The organism is Jatrophihabitans telluris (assembly GCF_023516435.1).
Classification (GTDB): domain Bacteria; phylum Actinomycetota; class Actinomycetes; order Mycobacteriales; family Jatrophihabitantaceae; genus Jatrophihabitans_A; species Jatrophihabitans_A telluris.
Genome location: NZ_CP097332.1, coordinates 3,212,526 through 3,230,917, shown reverse-complemented (window position 1 = coordinate 3,230,917; position 18,392 = coordinate 3,212,526). Strand labels below are relative to the sequence as shown.

General features: G+C 66.7%; 15 protein-coding genes. 3 read left to right on the top strand and 12 right to left on the bottom strand.

Annotated elements, in window-relative coordinates; translation table 11 throughout:
• Window positions 1-129: 129 nt before the first annotated feature.
• Window positions 130-1,143 carry a glucose-6-phosphate dehydrogenase (coenzyme-F420) gene (gene fgd / locus M6D93_RS14925; RefSeq protein WP_249770251.1) on the bottom strand — a complete coding sequence of 338 codons (1,014 nt, stop codon included), beginning with the start codon at window positions 1,141-1,143 and terminating at the stop codon, window positions 130-132.
• 777 nt (window positions 1,144-1,920) lie between these two features.
• Between fgd and ctaD the strand changes: the two genes are divergently transcribed.
• Both ctaD and serB read left to right on the top strand, forming a co-directional pair.
• The gene (gene ctaD / locus M6D93_RS14920) at window positions 1,921-3,621 is read left to right on the top strand and encodes an aa3-type cytochrome oxidase subunit I (RefSeq protein WP_347343664.1); all 1,701 of its coding nucleotides are present in this window, start codon (window positions 1,921-1,923) and stop codon (window positions 3,619-3,621) included.
• Window positions 3,622-3,665: 44 nt separating this feature from the next.
• Window positions 3,666-4,907, top strand: coding sequence for a phosphoserine phosphatase SerB (gene serB / locus M6D93_RS14915; RefSeq protein WP_249770247.1), 1,242 nt, complete (start codon window positions 3,666-3,668; stop codon window positions 4,905-4,907).
• Window positions 4,908-4,912: 5 nt separating this feature from the next.
• On the opposite strand, the gene trxA is transcribed toward serB, so the two are convergent.
• Window positions 4,913-5,317, bottom strand: coding sequence for a thioredoxin (gene trxA / locus M6D93_RS14910; RefSeq protein ID WP_249770245.1), 405 nt, complete (start codon window positions 5,315-5,317; stop codon window positions 4,913-4,915).
• Window positions 5,318-5,421: 104 nt separating this feature from the next.
• On the opposite strand from trxA, the gene M6D93_RS14905 reads away from it, so the two are divergent.
• The gene (locus M6D93_RS14905; RefSeq protein WP_249770243.1) at window positions 5,422-7,008 is read left to right on the top strand and encodes a beta-N-acetylhexosaminidase; all 1,587 of its coding nucleotides are present in this window, start codon (window positions 5,422-5,424) and stop codon (window positions 7,006-7,008) included.
• Between the two features lie 30 nt (window positions 7,009-7,038).
• On the opposite strand, the gene M6D93_RS14900 is transcribed toward M6D93_RS14905, so the two are convergent.
• The 10 genes from M6D93_RS14900 to exaC all read right to left on the bottom strand — a co-directional run bounded on the left by M6D93_RS14900 (window position 7,039) and on the right by exaC (window position 18,362).
• Window positions 7,039-8,016: a TIGR03557 family F420-dependent LLM class oxidoreductase gene (locus tag M6D93_RS14900; RefSeq protein WP_249770241.1), complete on the bottom strand. Its 978-nt coding sequence runs from the start codon at window positions 8,014-8,016 to the stop codon at window positions 7,039-7,041.
• A 55-nt stretch (window positions 8,017-8,071) separates the two neighbouring features.
• Window positions 8,072-8,737 carry an HAD family hydrolase gene (locus M6D93_RS14895; protein WP_249770239.1) on the bottom strand — a complete coding sequence of 222 codons (666 nt, stop codon included), beginning with the start codon at window positions 8,735-8,737 and terminating at the stop codon, window positions 8,072-8,074.
• A gap of 127 nt (window positions 8,738-8,864) precedes the next feature.
• Window positions 8,865-9,866, bottom strand: coding sequence for a zinc-dependent alcohol dehydrogenase family protein (locus tag M6D93_RS14890; RefSeq protein ID WP_249770237.1), 1,002 nt, complete (start codon window positions 9,864-9,866; stop codon window positions 8,865-8,867).
• Window positions 9,866-10,756 (bottom strand): carbohydrate ABC transporter permease, encoded by an 891-nt coding sequence (locus tag M6D93_RS14885; RefSeq protein ID WP_249770235.1) that lies wholly within the window; start codon window positions 10,754-10,756, stop codon window positions 9,866-9,868. The genes M6D93_RS14890 and M6D93_RS14885 overlap by 1 nt, the downstream gene beginning before the upstream one ends.
• The gene (locus M6D93_RS14880) at window positions 10,753-11,712 is read right to left on the bottom strand and encodes a carbohydrate ABC transporter permease (RefSeq protein ID WP_249770233.1); all 960 of its coding nucleotides are present in this window, start codon (window positions 11,710-11,712) and stop codon (window positions 10,753-10,755) included. Before M6D93_RS14880 ends, M6D93_RS14885 begins: the two co-directional genes overlap by 4 nt.
• A 157-nt stretch (window positions 11,713-11,869) precedes the next feature.
• The gene (locus M6D93_RS14875; protein ID WP_249770231.1) at window positions 11,870-13,240 is read right to left on the bottom strand and encodes an ABC transporter substrate-binding protein; all 1,371 of its coding nucleotides are present in this window, start codon (window positions 13,238-13,240) and stop codon (window positions 11,870-11,872) included.
• A 219-nt stretch (window positions 13,241-13,459) separates the two neighbouring features.
• A complete protein-coding gene (locus tag M6D93_RS14870; RefSeq protein WP_249770229.1) occupies window positions 13,460-14,221 on the bottom strand; it encodes a DeoR/GlpR family DNA-binding transcription regulator in 762 nt (253 codons plus the stop codon).
• A 278-nt stretch (window positions 14,222-14,499) separates the two neighbouring features.
• Window positions 14,500-16,161, bottom strand: a complete 1,662-nt coding sequence (locus M6D93_RS14865) for a Na+/H+ antiporter (RefSeq protein ID WP_249770227.1) — start codon at window positions 16,159-16,161, stop codon at window positions 14,500-14,502.
• A 265-nt stretch (window positions 16,162-16,426) separates the two neighbouring features.
• Window positions 16,427-16,816 (bottom strand): DUF779 domain-containing protein, encoded by a 390-nt coding sequence (locus M6D93_RS14860; RefSeq protein WP_249770225.1) that lies wholly within the window; start codon window positions 16,814-16,816, stop codon window positions 16,427-16,429.
• A 22-nt stretch (window positions 16,817-16,838) separates the two neighbouring features.
• Window positions 16,839-18,362: an acetaldehyde dehydrogenase ExaC gene (gene exaC, locus M6D93_RS14855; protein ID WP_249770223.1), complete on the bottom strand. Its 1,524-nt coding sequence runs from the start codon at window positions 18,360-18,362 to the stop codon at window positions 16,839-16,841.
• Between the last annotated feature and the right edge of the window lie 30 nt (window positions 18,363-18,392).

Sequence of the window (18,392 nt, the reverse complement as noted above, 5' to 3'; positions counted from 1 at the left end):
CCTACTACTGCCGATACCCGCCGATTACCGCCGATTCAACCACACGTGAGGCGGCCGTAAAGGCAATTGGAGGCCTCGCTCTCATGGCCTCCGGAAACCCGGCGGAATCGGCTGGGGGCGTCGCCTGGTTCAGAGTTCCTTGAGCGCAGGCAGGACCTGTTCGCTGAATTGGGTGAGGAAGCGGTCCTGGTCGTGGCCGGGTGCGTGAAAGACGAGGTGGTTGAACCCGTAGTCCAGGTAGGGCTTGATCTGGGCGAGGGCCTGTTCGGGTGTGGAGGCGACGATCCAGCGCGAGGCGATCTGCTCGATGGGCAGTTCCGCGCCGGCCTGCTGCATCTCGACGGGGTCGTGCAGGCCGTGCTTCTGTTCGGCCGTCAGGGCCAGCGGGGCCCAGAATCGGGTGTTGTCGAGGGCCTGCTCGTGGTCGGTGTCGTAGGAGAGCTTGATCTCGATCATGCGATCGATCGAGTCGCCGGGCCGCTCGGCCTTGTCCAGGCCCTCCGCGACCGCCGGTAGCAGTTTGTCGGTGTACAGCTCCGCGCCCTTGCCCGAGGTGCAGATGAACCCGTCGCCAGCGCGACCGGCGTAGCGGGCGACGACGGGACCGCCGGCGGCGATGTAGACGGGCACCGGCTGTGCGGGCCGGTCATAGACGGTGGCGTCGGTGCACTGGTAGTACTGGCCGTCGAAGGTGACCCGTTCGCCGTTCCACAGGGCACGGATGAGGTCGACCGATTCGCGCAGCCGGGCGAAGCGCTCCTTGAAATCGGGCCATTCCAGCCGGGCCACCGCGACCTCGTTGAGGGCTTCCCCGGTGCCGATGCCGAGAAAGATGCGTTCGGGATAGAGGCAGCCCAGCGTCGCGAAGGCCTGCGCGATGACCGCTGGGTTATAGCGGAACGTAGGGGTAAGGACCGAGGTGCCGAGCTGGACTCGTTCGGTTCGCTCGCCAACCGCGGCCAGCCAGGACAACGAGAACGGCGCATGGCCGCCGTCATGCTGCCAGGGCTGGAAATGGTCGGAAACGGTGACGCTGTCCAGGCCGACCTGCTCGGCCCGGACTGCGTAGTCGAGCAACTGGCGCGGACCGAACTGCTCGGCCGAAGCCTTGTATCCGAACTTGTGTCCCAACGTGTTCGCCATGCCCAAGTCTCTACATCACGGGGCAGGGGCACAAAACACCGGGTACGGGCCAGCCCCCGTCCACGTTGAGGTTGCCCTTGTTGCGCAGCCGTCCACGTTGAGGTTGCCCTTGTTGCGTGGCCGTCCACGTTGAGGTTGCCCTTGTTGCGTGGCCGTCCACGTTGAGGTTGCCCTTGTTGCGTGGCCGTCCATGTTGAGGTTGCCCTTGTTGCGTGGCCAGCGTTCCGTCGATGGTCGAATCCGACACATCGGGCAGCACCACGCGTGCAGCGGCCGGCAACGAGGGCAACCTCAACGGGCCACGGCCGGCAACGAGGGCAACCTCAACGGGCCACAGGCGGCAACGAGGGCAACCTCAACGGATAACAGCCGGCAACGAGGGCAACCTCAGCGGATAACAGCCGGCAACGAGGGCAACCTCAACGGGCCACAGCCGGCAACGAGGGCAACCTCAACGGGCCACAGCCGGCAACGAGGGCAACGTCAACGGGCAGCAGCCGGCAACGAGGGCAACCTCGACGGACGTCGCTTTCCGTGGGTCGGTGGTTCCGTCGGGCCGGTCAGTGGCTATTCTTCGACTTGGGAACACCCCAACCCCTGGGTCGCGGGTCAGTGGCGACCGAGCGGGCGCATCATCTGCGGTACGTGCAGTGCTGTGAGAGCCGGAGGCAAGAGTTGACGACGACTGCTGATCCCGAGGCGGGCAGCCCGGAAGCGATCGAGCCGACCCCGATCGTCTCGCGGCCCTTCCCCGCGTCGCCGGTCACCAAGGGCTCGATGTTCTTGAACCTGCTCCGCACGACCGACCACAAGCTCATCGGCCGCATGTACATGGTGACCTCGTTCACCTTCTTCATGTTCGGCGGCGTCCTGGCCCTGATCATGCGCGCCGAACTGGCGCGTCCCGGCCTGCAGTTCCTCTCGCCGGAGCAGTACAACCAGCTGTTCACGATGCACGGCACGATCATGCTGCTGTTCTTCGCGACGCCCCTCGTGTTCGCCTTCGCCAACCTGGTGCTGCCGCTGCAGATCGGCGCGCCCGACGTGGCCTTCCCGCGGTTGAACGCCTTTTCGTACTGGCTCTACCTGTTCGGTGCCACGTTCGCCTGCCTGGGCTTCCTCACGCCCGGAGGTGCCGCTGACGGTGGCTGGACCTTCTACCTGCCCCTCAACGACGCGATCAACTCACCGGGGACCGGCACCGACTTCTGGATCGTCGGCCTGGCCATCTCCGGCCTGGGCACCATCCTCGGCGGCGTGAACTTCGTGACCACGATCCTGACCCTGCGCGCCCCCGGGATGACCCTGTTCCGGATGCCGATCTTCACCTGGAACATCCTGGTGACCTCGCTGCTGGTCCTGCTCGCCTTCCCGATCCTCACCTCGGCCCTGCTCGTGCTGTGGGTCGACCGCCACCTCAACGCCCAGGTCTTCGCCCCGGACAACGGCGGCGCGATCCTGTGGCAACACCTGTTCTGGTTCTTCGGCCATCCCGAGGTCTACATCCTGGCCTTGCCGTTCTTCGGTGTCGTGTCGGAGATCTTCCCGGTGTTCAGCCGCAAGCCGCTGTTCGGCTACAAGGGCCTGGTACTGGCGACGCTGTCGATCGCCGCCCTGTCGCTGACGGTGTGGGCGCACCACATGTTCGCCACCGGCGCCGTGCTGCTGCCGTTCTTCTCGTTCATGTCACTGCTGATCGCGGTGCCCACCGGCCTGAAGTTCTTCAACTGGATCGGCACCCTGTGGAAGGGCTCGATCACGTTCGACACTCCGATGCTGTTCTCGGTCGGCTTCCTGGTGACGTTCCTCTTCGGTGGTCTCACCGGCGTGCTGCTGGCGATGCCCCCGGTCGACTTCCACGTGTCGGACTCCTACTTCGTGGTGGCCCACTTCCACTACGTCCTCTTCGGCACGATCGTGTTCGCCGCCTACGCCGGGGTCTACTTCTGGTTCCCGAAGTTCACCGGCCGCTACATGGACGAGCGACTGGGCAAGCTGCATTTCTGGCTGACGTTCTTCGGGTTCCACACCACGTTCCTGGTGCAGCACTGGTTGGGTAACGAGGGCATGCCCCGCCGGTACGCCGACTACCTCCCCGGCGACGGGTTCACCACCCTGAACACGATCTCCACGGTCGGCTCGTTCGTACTCGGCGCATCGATGCTGCCGTTCCTCTACAACGTCTACAAGTCCTACCGCTACGGCGAGGTCGCGACCGCCGACGACCCCTGGGGCCACGGCAACTCGCTGGAGTGGGCGACGTCCTGCCCGCCGCCGCGCCACAATTTCACGTCCATGCCCCGCATTCGCTCCGAACGGCCCGCGTTCGAGGCGCATTACCCGCACCTGATCGAGCGACTCGAGCGCGAGGCGCATGCCCACGTGAAGCACCACGAGACACTTGCCTCCGTCGGCGCCTCCGTCATCGGTGGCGACGGCGAGCGGCAGGGCAACCGGGACACCGACCCCGGCAGCTGAGGTCCGCCTCAGCTGACCGCAGCTGCCGCCCACCGACACTCCGCATGAATCCCATCGGCGTGCTTGTCACCGTGTCCGGACGTGACCGTCCCGGAGTGACCGCTGCCCTCTTCTCCTCCTTCGCCGCGCATGATGTCGACGTCGTCGATGTCGAGCAGGTGGTAATCCGGGAGCGGGTCATCCTCGGTGTCGTCCTGGACCTGCGCGGGGACCCCGCGTCACTGCGCCGATCGGTCGGAAACACCTGTTCGGCGCTGGGCATGGAGCACGAGGTCGTGGTCGTCGAACAGCCCGACAATGAGCCCGCGGCCACGGTTGCGGACGGGCCCTCCACCTTCTCGCCTGCCCGGTTGCACGTCATCGTGCTGGGCCGCCCGCTGCGCCCCGGTGCCCTCGCCGACGTCGCTCAGCGGATCGCCGACGTGGGCGGCAACATCGAATCGGTGACGCAGCTGTCCAGCTATCCGGTGTCCAGCCTGGAGATGATGGTCGCCGACGCCGACGCCGAACAGTTGCGCGCAGTGCTGGTCCGGGCCGCCAGCGATACGGGCCTCGACATCGCGGTGGAGCCGGCCGGGCTGGCGCGGCGAGCCAAGCGGCTGGTCGTGCTGGACGTCGACTCCACCCTCGTTCAGGGCGAGGGCATCGACGAATTGGCGAAGCTGGCCGGGGTCGCCGAGCGGGTCGCGGCCATCACCGCGTCGGCCATGGCCGGATCGATGGACTTCGGCGAGTCGCTGGCTGCGCGTGTCTCGTTGCTCGCCGGGCTGTCGGAGTCAGAGGTGCACCGGGTTCGCGACGGCCTGGTACTCACCCCGGGCGCCCGAACCCTGGTGCGCACGCTCAAGCGGCTCGGCTACGCCGTGGGGGTCGTCTCGGGTGGCTTCACCGTGCTGACCGATCGGTTCGTGGACGAGCTCGAACTCGACTTCGCGGCGGCCAACGAGCTGGAGATCATCGACGGACGAGTCACCGGCCGGGTGATCGGACCGGTGGTGGACCGAGCCGGCAAGGCCAGCGCGCTACGTAGGTTCGCCGGAGCGTTCAACGTCCCGCTGTCGCAGACGGTCGCGATCGGCGACGGTGCCAACGACATCGACATGCTGCGCACCGCGGGACTCGGCATCGCGTTCAACGCCAAAGCCGCACTGCGGGAGAGCGCGGAGGTGGCCGTCAACCAGCCGTTCCTCGACGTCGTCCTCTACATCCTCGGCATCTCCCGCTCGGAGATCGAGGCCGCCGACGCCGGCGACGGCCCGAGTGAGGGGCTCGCTTCGCTGAGTTGAGCGGGTCAGCCCTGGGTGCTGGGCGCGGCCTGCGCGGCCTGCGCGGCCTGTGCGGTCTGTGCGTCCTCGACCTGACGGCGCACGTCGTCCATGTCCAGATCACGCACGGCACTGACCAGTTGTTCCAGGGCCGGCGCGGGCAGCGCACCGGGCTGGGAGAAGACCAGGATGCCCTCGCGGAAGGCCATCAGCGTAGGGATCGAGGTGATGTTGGCGGCCGCGGCGAGGGACTGCTCGGCTTCGGTGTCCACCTTGCCGTAGACGATGTCGGGATTGCTCGCCGAACTCTGCTCGTAGACGGGCGCGAACATGCGACACGGCCCGCACCACGATGCCCAGAAGTCCACGAGCACGATGTCGTTTCCGGTGACCGTCTGTTCGAAGGTCTCCGCGGTCAGGGTGGTGGTCATGGCACTGCTCCAGCTCTGGGTCTCGGTGGTGTTCTTGGGTTCAGCAATCCGGCGCCGCCGGACATTCCCGAGGTCCGGGCGGCCCGAGCCGATAGGGTCGCTGGATGGATGTCGCTGACGTCGCCGCCCTCGGCCTGGTGCCGATGCCGAGCCACATCGAGCTGACCGGTGAGCTGTTTTGGCTGGACGAGACCACGGGCTTGGACCTGGACCCGGGGACGGAGGAGGTCGGCGAGCTGCTGCGGGAATACCTGGGGGAAGCCGGTTTCCCATTGACCGGTAAGGGTGAACGGCGCATTCAGCTTCGCCTCGACCCGCTCCCTCAGACCGGAGTCGCCGAGGCCGCCGGCCGGCAGGCCTACCACCTCGATGCCCGCCTGGAGGCCTACCGGCTCGATGTCGGCGAGGACGCCGTCACGATCACGGCCAGTGCCGTGGACGGTCTGCGTCACGGAGTCCAGACGCTGCGCCAGTTGCTCGGCGACGACCGTGGGGCCGCCGGGATCCCCGGGGTGCGGATCCACGACTCGCCCCGGCTGCCCTGGCGGGGCTCGCTGCTGGATGTCGGACGGTGGTACCAGCCAGTGGACTACCTGTACCGGTACGTGGAATCTCTCGCGGCGCACAAGCTCAATCGCCTCCATCTGCATCTGACCGAGGATCAGGGCTGGCGGCTGGAGATCCGCCGGTACCCGGAACTGACCCGAGTCGGGGCGTGGCGGTCGGAGTCCCCGGCCGGTCATGCCGATCAAGCACGCGGGGACGGCAGGCCGCACGGCGGCTTCTACACCCAGCAGGAGCTGCGGGACCTCGTCGAGTTCGCGCGCCGCCGGGGGGTAGTCGTCGTGCCCGAGATCGATCTACCCGGTCACGTCACGGCCGCCGTCGCGGCCTATCCCGCACTCGGCAACGCCACCCAGCCGATCCCGGTCTCCACCCGCTGGGGAATCCACACCAGCGTGCTGAATGTCGAGCCCGCGACGGTCGCGTTCGTCGACGACGTGCTGAGCGAGGTGCTCGAGGTGTTTCCGTCGCCGTGGATCCACATCGGCGGCGACGAGTGCCCGACGACCGAGTGGGAGTCCAGCCCGCGCGTGCAGGCTTGGCTGGCCGAACGGGGGCTGGCCGCCGGGGGATTCGGCGAACGCGGCGAACACGGTGCATCCGCGGTCCAGGACTGGTATTCCCAGCACCTGGTGGCGTTCCTGACCGAGCGGGGGCGGGTCCCCATCGTGTGGGACGAGGCGGCGACGGAGGCGTTGCCGCAGCACGTGCTGGTCATGGCGTGGCGGGACGAGCAGCACGGTCTGGACGCGGCGGCTCGCGGACACCAGGTGATCATGACGCCCCAGCAGCGCAGCTATTTCGACTGGTACCAGTCGCAGGCGCCCGACGAACCGCTGGCGATCGGCGGCCTGACCACACTGGCCGACGTCTACGACTACGACGTTCGCGCGGGTGCTGAGGACGAGTCCGTCCGCGACCGGATCATCGGCTCCCAGGGCCAGCTCTGGGGGGAATACCTGCCGAGTCCAGAGCGGGTCGACTACATGGCCTTCCCGCGGTTGTGCGCGCTGGCCGAGCGGGCGTGGGGTGCGATGACCGGACCGGCCACCGAGCGTGCCGCGGCCGACTTCCAGCACCGGCTGGCCGTTCATCGCCCGTCCGGCAGCGACTCGCCGTTGGGGTAGTGGCCGGACGCTCCCGGATTTGGGCGAGGGTCAGAGCGCCCGCAGCTTGTCCAGCAACGGGCCGGCGACCGTACTCAGAAACTCGTCCTGGCTCTCATCGCCGACCTGAACCAGAGCGACGTCGGAGAATCCCGCGTCGAGGTAAGGCTTCACGGACTCGGCGAGCTCGTCCAGGTCCGGGCCGCAGGCGATCGAGGCGGCGACGTCCTCCGGTCGGACGAACTGCGAGGCCGCGGTGAACGCAGCCGGAGTCGGCAGGTCGGCGTTGACGAACCAGCCGCCACCGAACCAGCGGAACAGCTCGTGGGCGCGTTCGACGGCGGCGTCCTTGTCGGGCCCCCAGCAGATCGGGATCTGGCCGATCGTGCGGCTTTCGGGCAGGCCGTGACTCTTGCGCTCGTGCGCCCACTGGGTGATCAACTCCGCCTTGGGCTCCACGGCGACCAGGTGATCGGCCAGCGGGGCGAACCGCGTGATGGAGGCACCGCCGGAAACGGCCGCCGCCAGCGGCACCGGGACGTCGGGAAGGTCCCAGATCTTGGCCGAGTCGACCCGGAAATACTCACCGACCCACGTCGTCTGCTCACCGGCGTGCAGCGTCCGGATGATCTCGATGGCCTCGGCCAGCATTTCCTGGCGAACCGCGGCGATCGGCCAGCCCTCGCCGATGACATGCTCGTTCAGGTTCTCGCCCGACCCGAGTCCGAGCGTGAACCGGTTGTCCGAGAGCACGCCCAGGGTGGCGGCCTTCTGGGCGACCACCGCCGGGTGGTAACGCAGCGTTGGGCAGGTCACGTAGGTCATCAGCTCAACCCGCTCGGTCACCTGCGCCACAGCCCCGAGAACCGACCAGGCGTAGGGCGAATGTCCCATCGCCTCCAGCCAGGGGAAGAAGTGGTCGCTGGAGACCTCGAAGTCGAATCCGGCCTGTTCGGCGGCGGTGGCGTAGCGGACCAGTTGCTTCGGTCCGCTCTGTTCGGTCATCAGGGTGTAGCCGAAGCGGGTCATCTGCAGATTGCTCCTGTTCGGTAACGGTGGTCGAGCCAGGTCAGTCGGACGGCGGTCAGCGGCCGAGCAGACTGCCGTCGAAGTGTTCCAGCAAGTGAGCCGGGTCCCGGTAGGTGGCGACCGCGCCGGCTTCGGTCAGCTCGGCGGCGCTGGTCCCGCCGGACTCCAGACCGATGCAGGCCACTCCCGCGGCGGCGGCGGCGTGAACGTCCCAGACCGCGTCCCCGACGAAGGCGGTGCGCTCGGCCGGCAGCTTCGCCTTGGTGAGCGCGACCTCGATGATGTCGGGCGCGGGCTTGCTGTCCTCGGCGTCGGAGGAACTCGTCACGACGTCGATCGCGTCGCCCACATCGAGGACACCGAGCAGGACGTCCAGATCGCTCTGCTTCGCCGAGGAGGCGAGGATGACCTTCAGGCCGGCCCGCTTGGTTCGAAGCAGCAGATCGCGGGCGCCGGGAAGGACACGAAGCTGGGGCCAGTAGGCCGAATACAGCGCGTCGTGAGCGGCGGACAGGGCATCGGTGTCGACGCCGGACGCCCGCTCGCCGAGCGCGTTGTCGATCAGCCGCGGGCCGCCCATGCCGATGGAACGGTGGATGACGGCCATCTGGGCGTCGAGGTCAGCCTGCCGGAAGGCCTGCCACCAGCACACCGTGTGGATGAACGTGGTGTCGACCAGGGTGCCGTCGACGTCGAAGAGCACGCCTTCGATGTGGGCCACGGTGGCTCCTTCGCGCTGATCGACAAGCAGAGATCGGCGCCGGGCTGGGCCTGTTTCGACGCTACCAGGCCCGCCACGACCGTCAGCCGGGATGTTCGGTGGCGGACGGCCGTGGTGGTCCGCTCGGTCAGCGGTTGGGGGTGATCTGGATCTTGCGTCCCACGCCCGCCTTGAATTGTTCGATGGCCTTCGGATAGTCGTCCAAGGAGAATCGGTCGGAGATCATCACCTCCGGCTTGAGTGCCCCGATCGCCAGCAGATCTCCCGCGCGCTCGAAGCTCCGCAGCACCGCCATCGAGCCGACGATCCGGATCTCCTGGTTGTAGATCTTGTACGGCTCGATGGTCGCCCGGGCCGAGTACGCGGTGACGCCGAACTGCTGGAACGTGCCGCCCTTGCCCACCCGGTTGAGCCCATCGGCGATCGCGGCCTCCACACCCGTGCAGTCGATGACTATGTCCCACAGATGGGGGTAGGAACCGACGATCTCCTCCGCGCTGGTCACCGCTTCGGTGCACCCGAGCAACCGGGCCGTGTCCAGTCGATCCGGGTTCAGGTCGACCATCGACACGCTGGCGGCGCCGGCGCGCTTGGCCAGTTCCATCATCATCAGTCCCATGGTGCCCGAGCCGTAGATGAGGTACGTGTCGCCCAGGTTCGGCCGCAGCACATCAAAGCCGCGAACCGCGCAGGACAGCGGCTCGACGAGGGAGGCGTCGGACAGTTCGAGTGAGTCCGGCACCTTCCAGCAGTTGGCCACCGGCGCCAGCGCATACTGCGCCGCGCCGCCGGCGACGCTGACGCCGATGGCAGCCCACCGCTCGCACATGTTGTTACGACCACGCCGGCACTGATAGCACTCGTAGCAGTAGAGCGACGGATCGACGGCCACCCGATCGCCTACGACAAGCTCGGACACCTCGCTGCCGACCTCGACGACCGTCCCGGAGAACTCGTGACCGGGAATGATCGGCAACGTCGGCGCGAACTCGCCCTCGAGGATGTGCAGATCGGTGCCACAGATGCCGGCACCGGCCACCTCGATCACGACCTGGCGCGCTTGGGGTTTGGGATCGTCGACGGTCTCGACCGAGATCGCTCCGACGCCCGTGATGATTGCAGCCTTCATTACTTGACAGCTCCTAGCGATAGACCCCGGACCAGCTTGTCCTGCGCCACCCAGCCGGCGATGAGGACCGGAAGGCAGACGACGAAGGCCACCGCGCAGAGGTGGGCCAGGAACAGCCCTTCCGGTGCGATGGATCCGGCGAGGAAGACAGGCGCGGTCTTGGCGTTCTGCCCGGTCAATCGTAGGGCGAACAGGAACTCGTTCCAGGAGAAGATGAAGCAGATGAGCGCGGTGGCCGCCAGCCCCGGGGCGATGACGGGCATGATCACCTTGCGCAGGATCGTGAGCAGTCCCGCGCCGTCGACCTGTGCTGCCTCGATGATCTCGCGCGGCACCTCCAGTAGGAACGACCGCAGCATCCAGATCGCGATCGGCAGGTTCGCCGCCATGTACATCACGATCAGGGCCCAGATGTTGTCGTTGAAGCCGAGGTTGTTGGTGATCAGGTACACCGGCAGCAGGGCCGCCACCGCGGGCATCATCTTGGTGGACAGGAAGAAGAACAGGACGTCCGTCCATTTCTTCACCGGACGGATCGACAGGGCGTAGGCCGCGGGCACCGCCAGCAGAATGACGAGCACGGTGGACGTGACCGCGGCGTTGAGGGAGTTCAGCAGTGCGATCTTGACATCGCCGGAGAACAGTCCGTGGTAGTTCACCCCGGTGAAGGCGGCGAGAAGCCTCGGCGAGGCCGCGTCGCTCTCCGAGCGGAAGGACAGCAGCAGCATCCACAGGATGGGGAAGAAGAACACCAGTGCCATCAGCCACGCCAGGGCGCTGAGGAGAGTGCCGCCCAGGCCGCCCGTCATGCGGGTGACCGCCCTTCGTTCTGAGACGGCGGGTCGCTTGCGCGCCGCGGTCGGGCGAAGATCAGAGGTCGTTGCGCTCATGAGTTGGCCTCTTCCTTGAACAGCGAGGACACCACGCGAAGGGCGAAGGTGGCCACGACGATGGTGCCGAAGACGACAAGGACCCCTTCGGCCGAGGTGACGCCGTAGTCACCCGATTCGGTCTGGGTCTCGAAGATCGCGAAGGGCAGGTTGGTGGTGTTGGAGATCCCTCGGGTGACGGTGTAGATCGCGTCGAAGGCTTGGATGATGTAGATCGAGCCGAGCAGTACGGACAATTCCAGGTACTGGCGCAGATGCGGCAGCGTGATCGTCCGGAAGATCTGCCATGCGCTGGCGCCGTCGACCCGCGCCGCCTCGAGCACATCCCCGGGCTGGCTCTGCAGGCCGGCGAGCAGGATCAGCATCATGAACGGAGTCCACTGCCAGATAAGGGGAATCGCGACCGCGAGCAGCGGATGGTCGGTGAGGATGGACCAGCTGGTGGGGGTGTGGTTGCCGAACCAGCCGCGGAGCCCGTTGATCACCCCGTTGATGAGGCCGAACTGCGCGTTGTAGAAGGCGTGCTTCCAGAGGAGTGCGGCCGCCATCGGCATGATGAGGAACGGCGCGATGAGCAGCGTGCGCACCACGCCCCGGCCGGCGAACCTGCGGTCCAGCAGCAGGGCCAGCACGAGACCGAGGGCCAGCGACACCAGCACGACCAGCACGGTCAGCTCGACCGTGACCAGGACGGCCTCGCGGAGCGCGTGGTCGGAGAACACAGCCCGGAAGTTCTTCAAACCGACGAACTTGTGCCCGAATTCGGGGTGGTCGCGGTCCCAGCCGATGACGGAGATGTAGAGGGTGTACAGGAACGGCAGTTGGGTGACGATGACGGTGAAGATCAACGCCGGGAGCAGTGGGGCCCGGCGGAGCATGCGGGCCTTGAAATCCTCGGCCGAACTTCGAATGGGTGGCGCGGTTATCGCACCGGGGTCGACGGTGGCGGCGGTCATGGTGACTCCAAACAACAGTGGGTGCGGCGTGCGGACATCCAGCGAGCGGATCGTCCTTGGTGCGTCGGGGTGATCTCGTTGTCGGTGGGTGATGCCTCCCGGGTGGCACGAGTGCTCGGTGCCACCCGGGAGGAGCCTGCTCGACGGCGCGGCGGGATCAGCCGGTCTTCTGGTACACCTTGGCCACGGCCTCGGCGTCCTTCTGTCCCTTGTCGAGAGCGGCGGCGACCGAACTCGCACCGGTCAGGACGTCATCGACGTAGGAGGAAACCTTGTCACCCAGGTCGGCGAACTCGGGGACGTCGACGAACTGCACTCCGATGGCCGGGCGGGGCTGTGTTCCGGGGTTGGCCGGATCGGCGTTCTCGATGGATTCCTTGACGATCTTGTAGTAGCCAGAGGTGGCCTTCTGGTAATCGGCGATCGAGTAGGTCGATTCACGCTTGCCGTCGGGCACCCGGCTCCAGCCGAGCTTGGTACCCACCAGGTTCTCGTACTTCTTGCTGGAGGCCCAGCTGATGAACTTCCAGGCCGAGTCGGCCCGCTTGGTCGTCGAGGGCATGGCCCAGTCCCAGCTCCACAACCAGCCGGAGTACTTGGTCTGATCCACTGGTGCGAAGGCATAACCGAGCTTGCCGGCCACCTTGGACTGAGTGGAGTCCTCCAGCTTGCCCGCACCCGAGGTCGCGTCGTACCACATGGCCGCTTTGCCCTGACCGATCGCGTTCTGGCACTCGGTGAAGCCCGAGGTCTGCGGATCCGGCTCGCCGTACTGCTTGACCAGGTTGGTGTAGAACGTGACCGCCTTGGTGAAGCCCGCGGCGTTGACCTGAGGCGTCCAGTCCTTGTTGAACCAGGTTCCGCCCATCGTGTTGACCACCGTGGTCAACGGCGCGAACATCTCGCCCCAGCCCTTGAGGCCGCGCAGGCAGATGCCGGCCATCCCGCTGCTCTTGTCGGCGACCTTGGCCGCGGCGTCGGCAACCTGCTGCCAGGTGGGATGCTCAGGCATCGTGATGCCCTTGGCCTGCAGCAGATCCTTGCGGTACATCAACATCGAGGACTCGCCGTAGAAGGGGATGCCGTAGAGCTTGCCGTCGCTGCCGCTGGCTGCCGTCAGCATCGGCTTGAGGATGTCGGCCTGATCGAACTCCGAATCCGAGCCCGAGTAGCTGGAAACCTCGTGCAGCCAGCCGTTCTTCGACCAGATCGGTACCTCGTACGCCCCGATGGTCACGACGTCGAACGCGCCGGTCTTGTTGGCGACGTCGTCCTGGACCTTGGCGCGCAGGCTGTTCTCGTCAAGCACCGTGAAATTGACCTTGATGCCACTGTCCTTGGTGAAGTTGTCGGCGGTCAGCTTCTGGATGTCGGTCATCTGGGAGTTGCCGACCATCAGCACGTTGATCGACTTCGAGCCCCCGCTGGAGCTGCCGCCGCCACCGGCACCCGAACAGGCGGTGAGAAGTCCGGCGGCGGTGGCAGTCACCCCGATCAGTGCCATGGTGCGCACACGAATGGATCGCATTGTTCTTCCTACCTCCATGAGGGGATGGCGGCAGCGCACCGGGATCGGTGCGGCCGTTACGGAAACGGTGTTGTCGTGACGAAGTAATCGCGGTGCGACGGCTGAGGAATCAGCCGCTGAGTGCCCTGACCTCGACGGTCGTCGCGGGCGGCGAAGGTCTTTCGGAAGGTCTTTCGGAAGGGCTTTGAGGCGCCGGCGTTCGCCGGACGATGACGGTGCTCATGCGCGGGTCACCTCGATACCGCGGGCGTGCAACTCTGCGGCGTGCTCCACCGACAGGGCGTCGTCGGTGACGAAGCGTTCGAACTCGTTCAGTTCGGCGAAGCGGACGAAGGAGTCCGAGCCGTACTTGCTGGAGTCGGCCACGAAGATGCGCCGCCGGCTGACCCGCATCGCCATGCTCTTCACCGCAGCGACCGCGCCGTCGGGGACGGTGAGGCCGTGCTCGAGGGTGACGCCGTTGGCCCCCATGAAGGCGAGATCGAGTACCAGGGTGGAGAGCATGCCCACCGCCCAGTGATCCACCGCGCCCAGCGTCGTCGCCCGTACCCGCCCGCCCAGCACGATGACCTCGACGTTGTCCCGGTCGACCAGGGAGGTCGCGATCGGCAGCGAGGGGGTGACGACGGTGATCGGGCGCTCGGGACGCAGATGGTCGGCGATGAGCTGCGGCAGGTTTCCCTCGTCGATGTAGATGGATTCGGCTGCCCGCACGTAGGTGGCGGCCGCTTGGGCGATCCGGTTCTTCTCCTCCTGTCGTCGCTGGGCCCGCATGGTGAGGCCACTTTCGAATGCGAGCCGTTCCACCGGTACGGCGCCGCCGTACACGCGGCGCACGAGACCCTGACGCTCCAGATCGTTCAGGTCGCGTCGGATCGTTTCGGGGGCCAGGCCCAGTTCCTCCGACATGGTCGAGACGTCGATTCGTCCAGAAGTACGGGCCCGCTCGATCAGCCACTGGCGTCGTTCGATGGCGTACACGGTGCCTCCCTTCGCCGAACCTCTGATCGTGCGCGTCATCGACCTTGCCGCCTGCTTTCCCTTGCGTTTTCCTGCGCCCGGTGTGCCGAGCATCTCGCCCGGTCTTGCCCGAGTGGGATGAGTGTTGTGGCTCACAAGCGCGCAGAACAAGGGATTTTGGTTTCATTCCAATAACGCCCCGGCCCGGTCTTGCCCGGTTAAGCGCTTGCGGTGCCCGAGCCCCGGTCCCGCCCTGCCCGGTGCCTGACCGCCCCGTTTCGGGGCCTGCGGTTGAGCCGTCAGCGGGGCGCGCTCGGCAGGCTGTAGAGGTCCAGCCGGCGCACCAGGTGATCGACCATCTCCGGTTCGATTCCCCGTTCGGACCGAGCGGCGAGAAGTTCTTCCCGGGCCGCGGTCAGCATCCGCTCCAGGCCCGTCCGGATCTGGACCCGGTCCTGCTCGGCGTCGGTACCCGGGGCGTGGGCGTCCCCGCTCAGTTGCGGTCGCAGCCGGGCGAGCAGGTCGGTCGGGAACGCGTTGAGCCGGTCCCAGACCTCGACCTGGAAATCGAGGTCGTCCTGCAGGTGGTTGAGTGCCTCGGCCGCAGCGTGGGCGGCCCGTTCGATCAGGACGCTCTCCGCGTCGTCGCCGTCGCGTTCCCCGGCGCGCACGCCCAGCAGGCGCACCAGGGTCGGGAGCGTGACACCCTGCAGGACCAGGGTCACCAGCACAACCGCGAAGGCGATGAACAGTATCCGGTCACGAGCGGGGAACTGGGCGCCGGAATGGACCGTTACCGGGATCGCCAGCGCCAGCGCCACCGTCGCGACACCGCGCATGCCGGCCCACCAGACGACGAGCGTTTCCCGCCAGCCGATCGGGACGTCGGTGCCCCGTTGGCGTTGCAAGCGAGGTGAGTCCGCGACGCCCTGCAGCGCGTCGGCCAGGGCGTGGACCTGAAGTCGTTGGTAGAAGCGCCGGGCCAGCAAGACCGAGGGGAGCAGGTACAACAGGCGGACTCCCACCACGACACCCACGATCGCGACCGTCTCGCCGACCAGGTTCGTCCACGGGACGTTGAGGGCCTGGAACGCGGTCTGGAACTCCAGGCCGACCAGCCCGAAGGCGATGCCGGTCACCAGGGTCTCGGTCATCGACCAGAAGACGTCGGTGGTGAGACGGCCCTGCGCGTCCGCCGCGTCCACCGGGCGCGACACCGAATACAGCGTGTAGACCAGGACGGCCAGCACTCCGGAACCGTGGACCTCTTCGGCGGCCACGTAACAGACGGTCGGGGCCAGGATGGAGATGAGTACGGGCGGGCGTGGATCGGCATTGCCGAGCAGCAGGATCAGCCGGTTCACTCCCCACCCGAACGCGAAGCCGATGACCAGGGCGAGTACGGCGGCCAGCAGGAGCTTCACCGCCGCGTCGCCGGGAGAGAACGATCCGCCCACCACGGCCGAGATGGCCACCTGGTAGAGCACCAGGGCCGCCACGTCGTTGAACAGACCTTCGCCTTCGAGCATCGAGACCAACCGCCGGGGCAGGTGCAGTTTCGAGGCGATGGCCGTCGCGGCGACTGGGTCGGGCGGTGACACCAGTGCCCCCAGCGCGACCGCGCCGGCAATGGAGATGCCGGGCACGACGCGCGTGGCGACGAAGGCCACGGCCGCGGTCGTCACCATGACCAGCGCGACCGCAAGCAGCAGGATCGGCCGTGCGTTGGCGGCCCATTGCCGCCAGGAGGTTCGCCGGGCGGTGGCATAGAGCAACGGCGGAAGGACGACGGGCAGGATGAACTGGGGTTCCACGTGCACCTGCGGAACCTGCGGAATGGCCGCCAGGAGGATGCCGAACACCGTCACGAGAACGGGCCAGGGCAGATTGATCCGGCTGGAGACAGGGATGAGGATCGCCGTCGCCAGGATGACGGCAGCGACCAGGCCGAGTTGCTCCATCCACCACCTCCGCCGGGTCGGTTCGACGTCAAACCTACCGGGCGGTCACACAGATCACCGAATCACGCCAAGGCCAAACCCCCCGCCACGTTGAGGTTGCCCTCGTTGTCGGGGTTCGTGTGTTGAGGTTGCCCTCGTGTCGGGGTTCGTGTGTTCAGGTTGCCCTCGTTGTTGAGCAACGAGGGCAACCTCAACGTGGGGTGTTGAGCAACGAGGGCAACCTCAACGTGGGCTGTCGAGCAACGAGGGCAACCTCAACGTGGGGTCAGACAAGGTCGAAGTGGCGCAACTCCTCGTCGGTGAGCAGCCGTGAACGGATCAGGAAGCGGACTCCCTCCGGTGCCTCGACCGAGAACCCACTGCCTCGACCGGGAACCACATCCACGGTGAGGTGGGTGTGCTTCCAATACTCGTACTGCGACACGGACATGTAGAACGGGACGGGCCGTTCCAGGTCGGGCACCGCGAGATCGCCGAGGTGGACGTCGGCATCGGAGATGATGAAGTCGCCGTCCGGGAAGCACATCGGTGAGGAGCCGTCGCAGCAGCCGCCCGACTGATGGAACATCAACGGGCCGTGCCGCCCGGTGAGGCGGCGGAGCAGGTCCGCCGCCTCCTCGGTCAACGTCACGCGGGACAACTCGGTGTCCTTCATGCGCTCGGGTTCCCTGCGCGGATCAGAAGAATCCCATCGCCTTCGGGGCATAGCTGACCAGCAGGTTCTTGGTCTGCTGGTAGTGGTCGAGCATCATCTTGTGGTTCTCACGGCCGATGCCCGATTGCTTGTAGCCGCCGAAGGCCGCATGCGCCGGGTACTGGTGATAGGTGTTCGTCCAGACCCGGCCGGCCTGAATCTCCCGACCGGCCCGGTAGGCCTGGCCACCATCGCGACTCCACACACCCGCGCCCAGTCCGTACAAGGTGTCGTTGGCAATCTTGATCGCATCGGCCTCGTCGTCGAAACGGGTCAGGGCCAGCACCGGCCCGAAGATCTCCTCCTGGAAGATGCGCATCGAGTTGTTGCCCTCGAAGACGGTCGGGGTGACGTAGTAGCCGCCGGCCAGATCGCCGTCCAGCTCGGCCCGGCTTCCGCCGGTGAGCACCTTCGCACCCTCAGCCCGGCCGATGTCCAGGTAGGACAGGATTTTCTCCAGCTGATCGTTGGAGGCCTGCGCACCGATCATCGTCTCGGTGTCGAGCGGGTTGCCCTGCTTGACCTTCTTCACGCGCTCCAGCGCGTCGGCGACGAAGCCGTCGTAGATGGATGTCTGCACCAGCGCCCGGGACGGGCAGGTGCATACCTCGCCCTGGTTGAGCGCGAACATCGTGAAACCTTCGAGAGCCTTGTCGTAGAAGTCGTCCTTGGCCGCGGCGACGTTCTCGAAGAACACGTTGGGGCTCTTGCCGCCGAGTTCGAGGGTGACCGGGATCAGGTTCTGCGAGGCGTACTGCATGATCAGCCGGCCGGTCGTCGTCTCGCCGGTGAAGGCGATCTTCGCGATCCGGGAAGAGGATGCCAGCGGCTTGCCGGCCTCCACTCCGAACCCGTTGACGATGTTCAGCACGCCTGCCGGGAGCAGATCGGCGATGAGCTCGACGACCTTCAGCAACGACCAGGGCGTCTGCTCGGCCGGCTTGAGGACGACACAGTTTCCGGCGGCAAGGGCAGGAGCCAGCTTCCAGACCGCCATCAGGATCGGGAAGTTCCACGGGATGATCTGTCCGACCACGCCGAGTGGTTCGTGGAAGTGGTAGGCGATCGTGTGCTCGTCGATCTCGGAGATTCCGCCTTCCTGAGCCCGTACGGCACCCGCGAAGTACCGGAAATGGTCGACGGCCAAGGGAAGATCTGCCGCGAGCGTCTCGCGAACAGGCTTGCCGTTCTCCCAGGACTCCGCGATCGCCAGCATCTCCAGGTTCTGCTCGATCCGGTCGGCGATCTTGTTCAGGATGTTGGCCCGTTCCGCCGCAGAGGTGCGTCCCCAGCTGTGCTTGGCACCGTGTGCGGCGTCCAGGGCCAGTTCGATGTCCTCGCCCGTCGAGCGGGCGACCTCGGTGAAGACCTTGCCGTTGACCGGAGAGAAATTCTCGAAGTATTCGCCCTTGGCGGGCGGCACCCATTCGCCGCCGATGAAGTTCTCGTAGCGGGACTCGACGGTAACCGGACTGTCAGCCGAACCGGGCGCTGAATAAACCGACATGCGTGCTCCTATCTGGTGAGCATCGCCCGC

Bases quoted from the DNA above. Each gene is read 5' to 3' on its own strand.
- M6D93_RS14900 (WP_249770241.1), bottom strand. From the start codon at position 8,016: ATGACCCGCTTCGGCTACACCCTGATGACCGAACAGAGCGGACCGAAG.
- M6D93_RS14865 (WP_249770227.1), bottom strand. From the start codon at position 16,161: ATGGAGCAACTCGGCCTGGTCGCTGCCGTCATCCTGGCGACGGCGATC.
- M6D93_RS14885 (WP_249770235.1), bottom strand. From the start codon at position 10,756: ATGAGCGCAACGACCTCTGATCTTCGCCCGACCGCGGCGCGCAAGCGA.
- M6D93_RS14880 (WP_249770233.1), bottom strand. From the start codon at position 11,712: ATGACCGCCGCCACCGTCGACCCCGGTGCGATAACCGCGCCACCCATT.
- fgd (WP_249770251.1), bottom strand. From the start codon at position 1,143: ATGGCGAACACGTTGGGACACAAGTTCGGATACAAGGCTTCGGCCGAG.
- M6D93_RS14905 (WP_249770243.1), top strand. From the start codon at position 5,422: ATGGATGTCGCTGACGTCGCCGCCCTCGGCCTGGTGCCGATGCCGAGC.
- M6D93_RS14875 (WP_249770231.1), bottom strand. From the start codon at position 13,240: ATGCGATCCATTCGTGTGCGCACCATGGCACTGATCGGGGTGACTGCC.
- trxA (WP_249770245.1), bottom strand. From the start codon at position 5,317: ATGACCACCACCCTGACCGCGGAGACCTTCGAACAGACGGTCACCGGA.
- M6D93_RS14860 (WP_249770225.1), bottom strand. From the start codon at position 16,816: ATGAAGGACACCGAGTTGTCCCGCGTGACGTTGACCGAGGAGGCGGCG.
- exaC (WP_249770223.1), bottom strand. From the start codon at position 18,362: ATGTCGGTTTATTCAGCGCCCGGTTCGGCTGACAGTCCGGTTACCGTC.
- serB (WP_249770247.1), top strand. From the start codon at position 3,666: ATGAATCCCATCGGCGTGCTTGTCACCGTGTCCGGACGTGACCGTCCC.
- ctaD (WP_347343664.1), top strand. From the start codon at position 1,921: ATGTTCTTGAACCTGCTCCGCACGACCGACCACAAGCTCATCGGCCGC.
- M6D93_RS14890 (WP_249770237.1), bottom strand. From the start codon at position 9,866: ATGAAGGCTGCAATCATCACGGGCGTCGGAGCGATCTCGGTCGAGACC.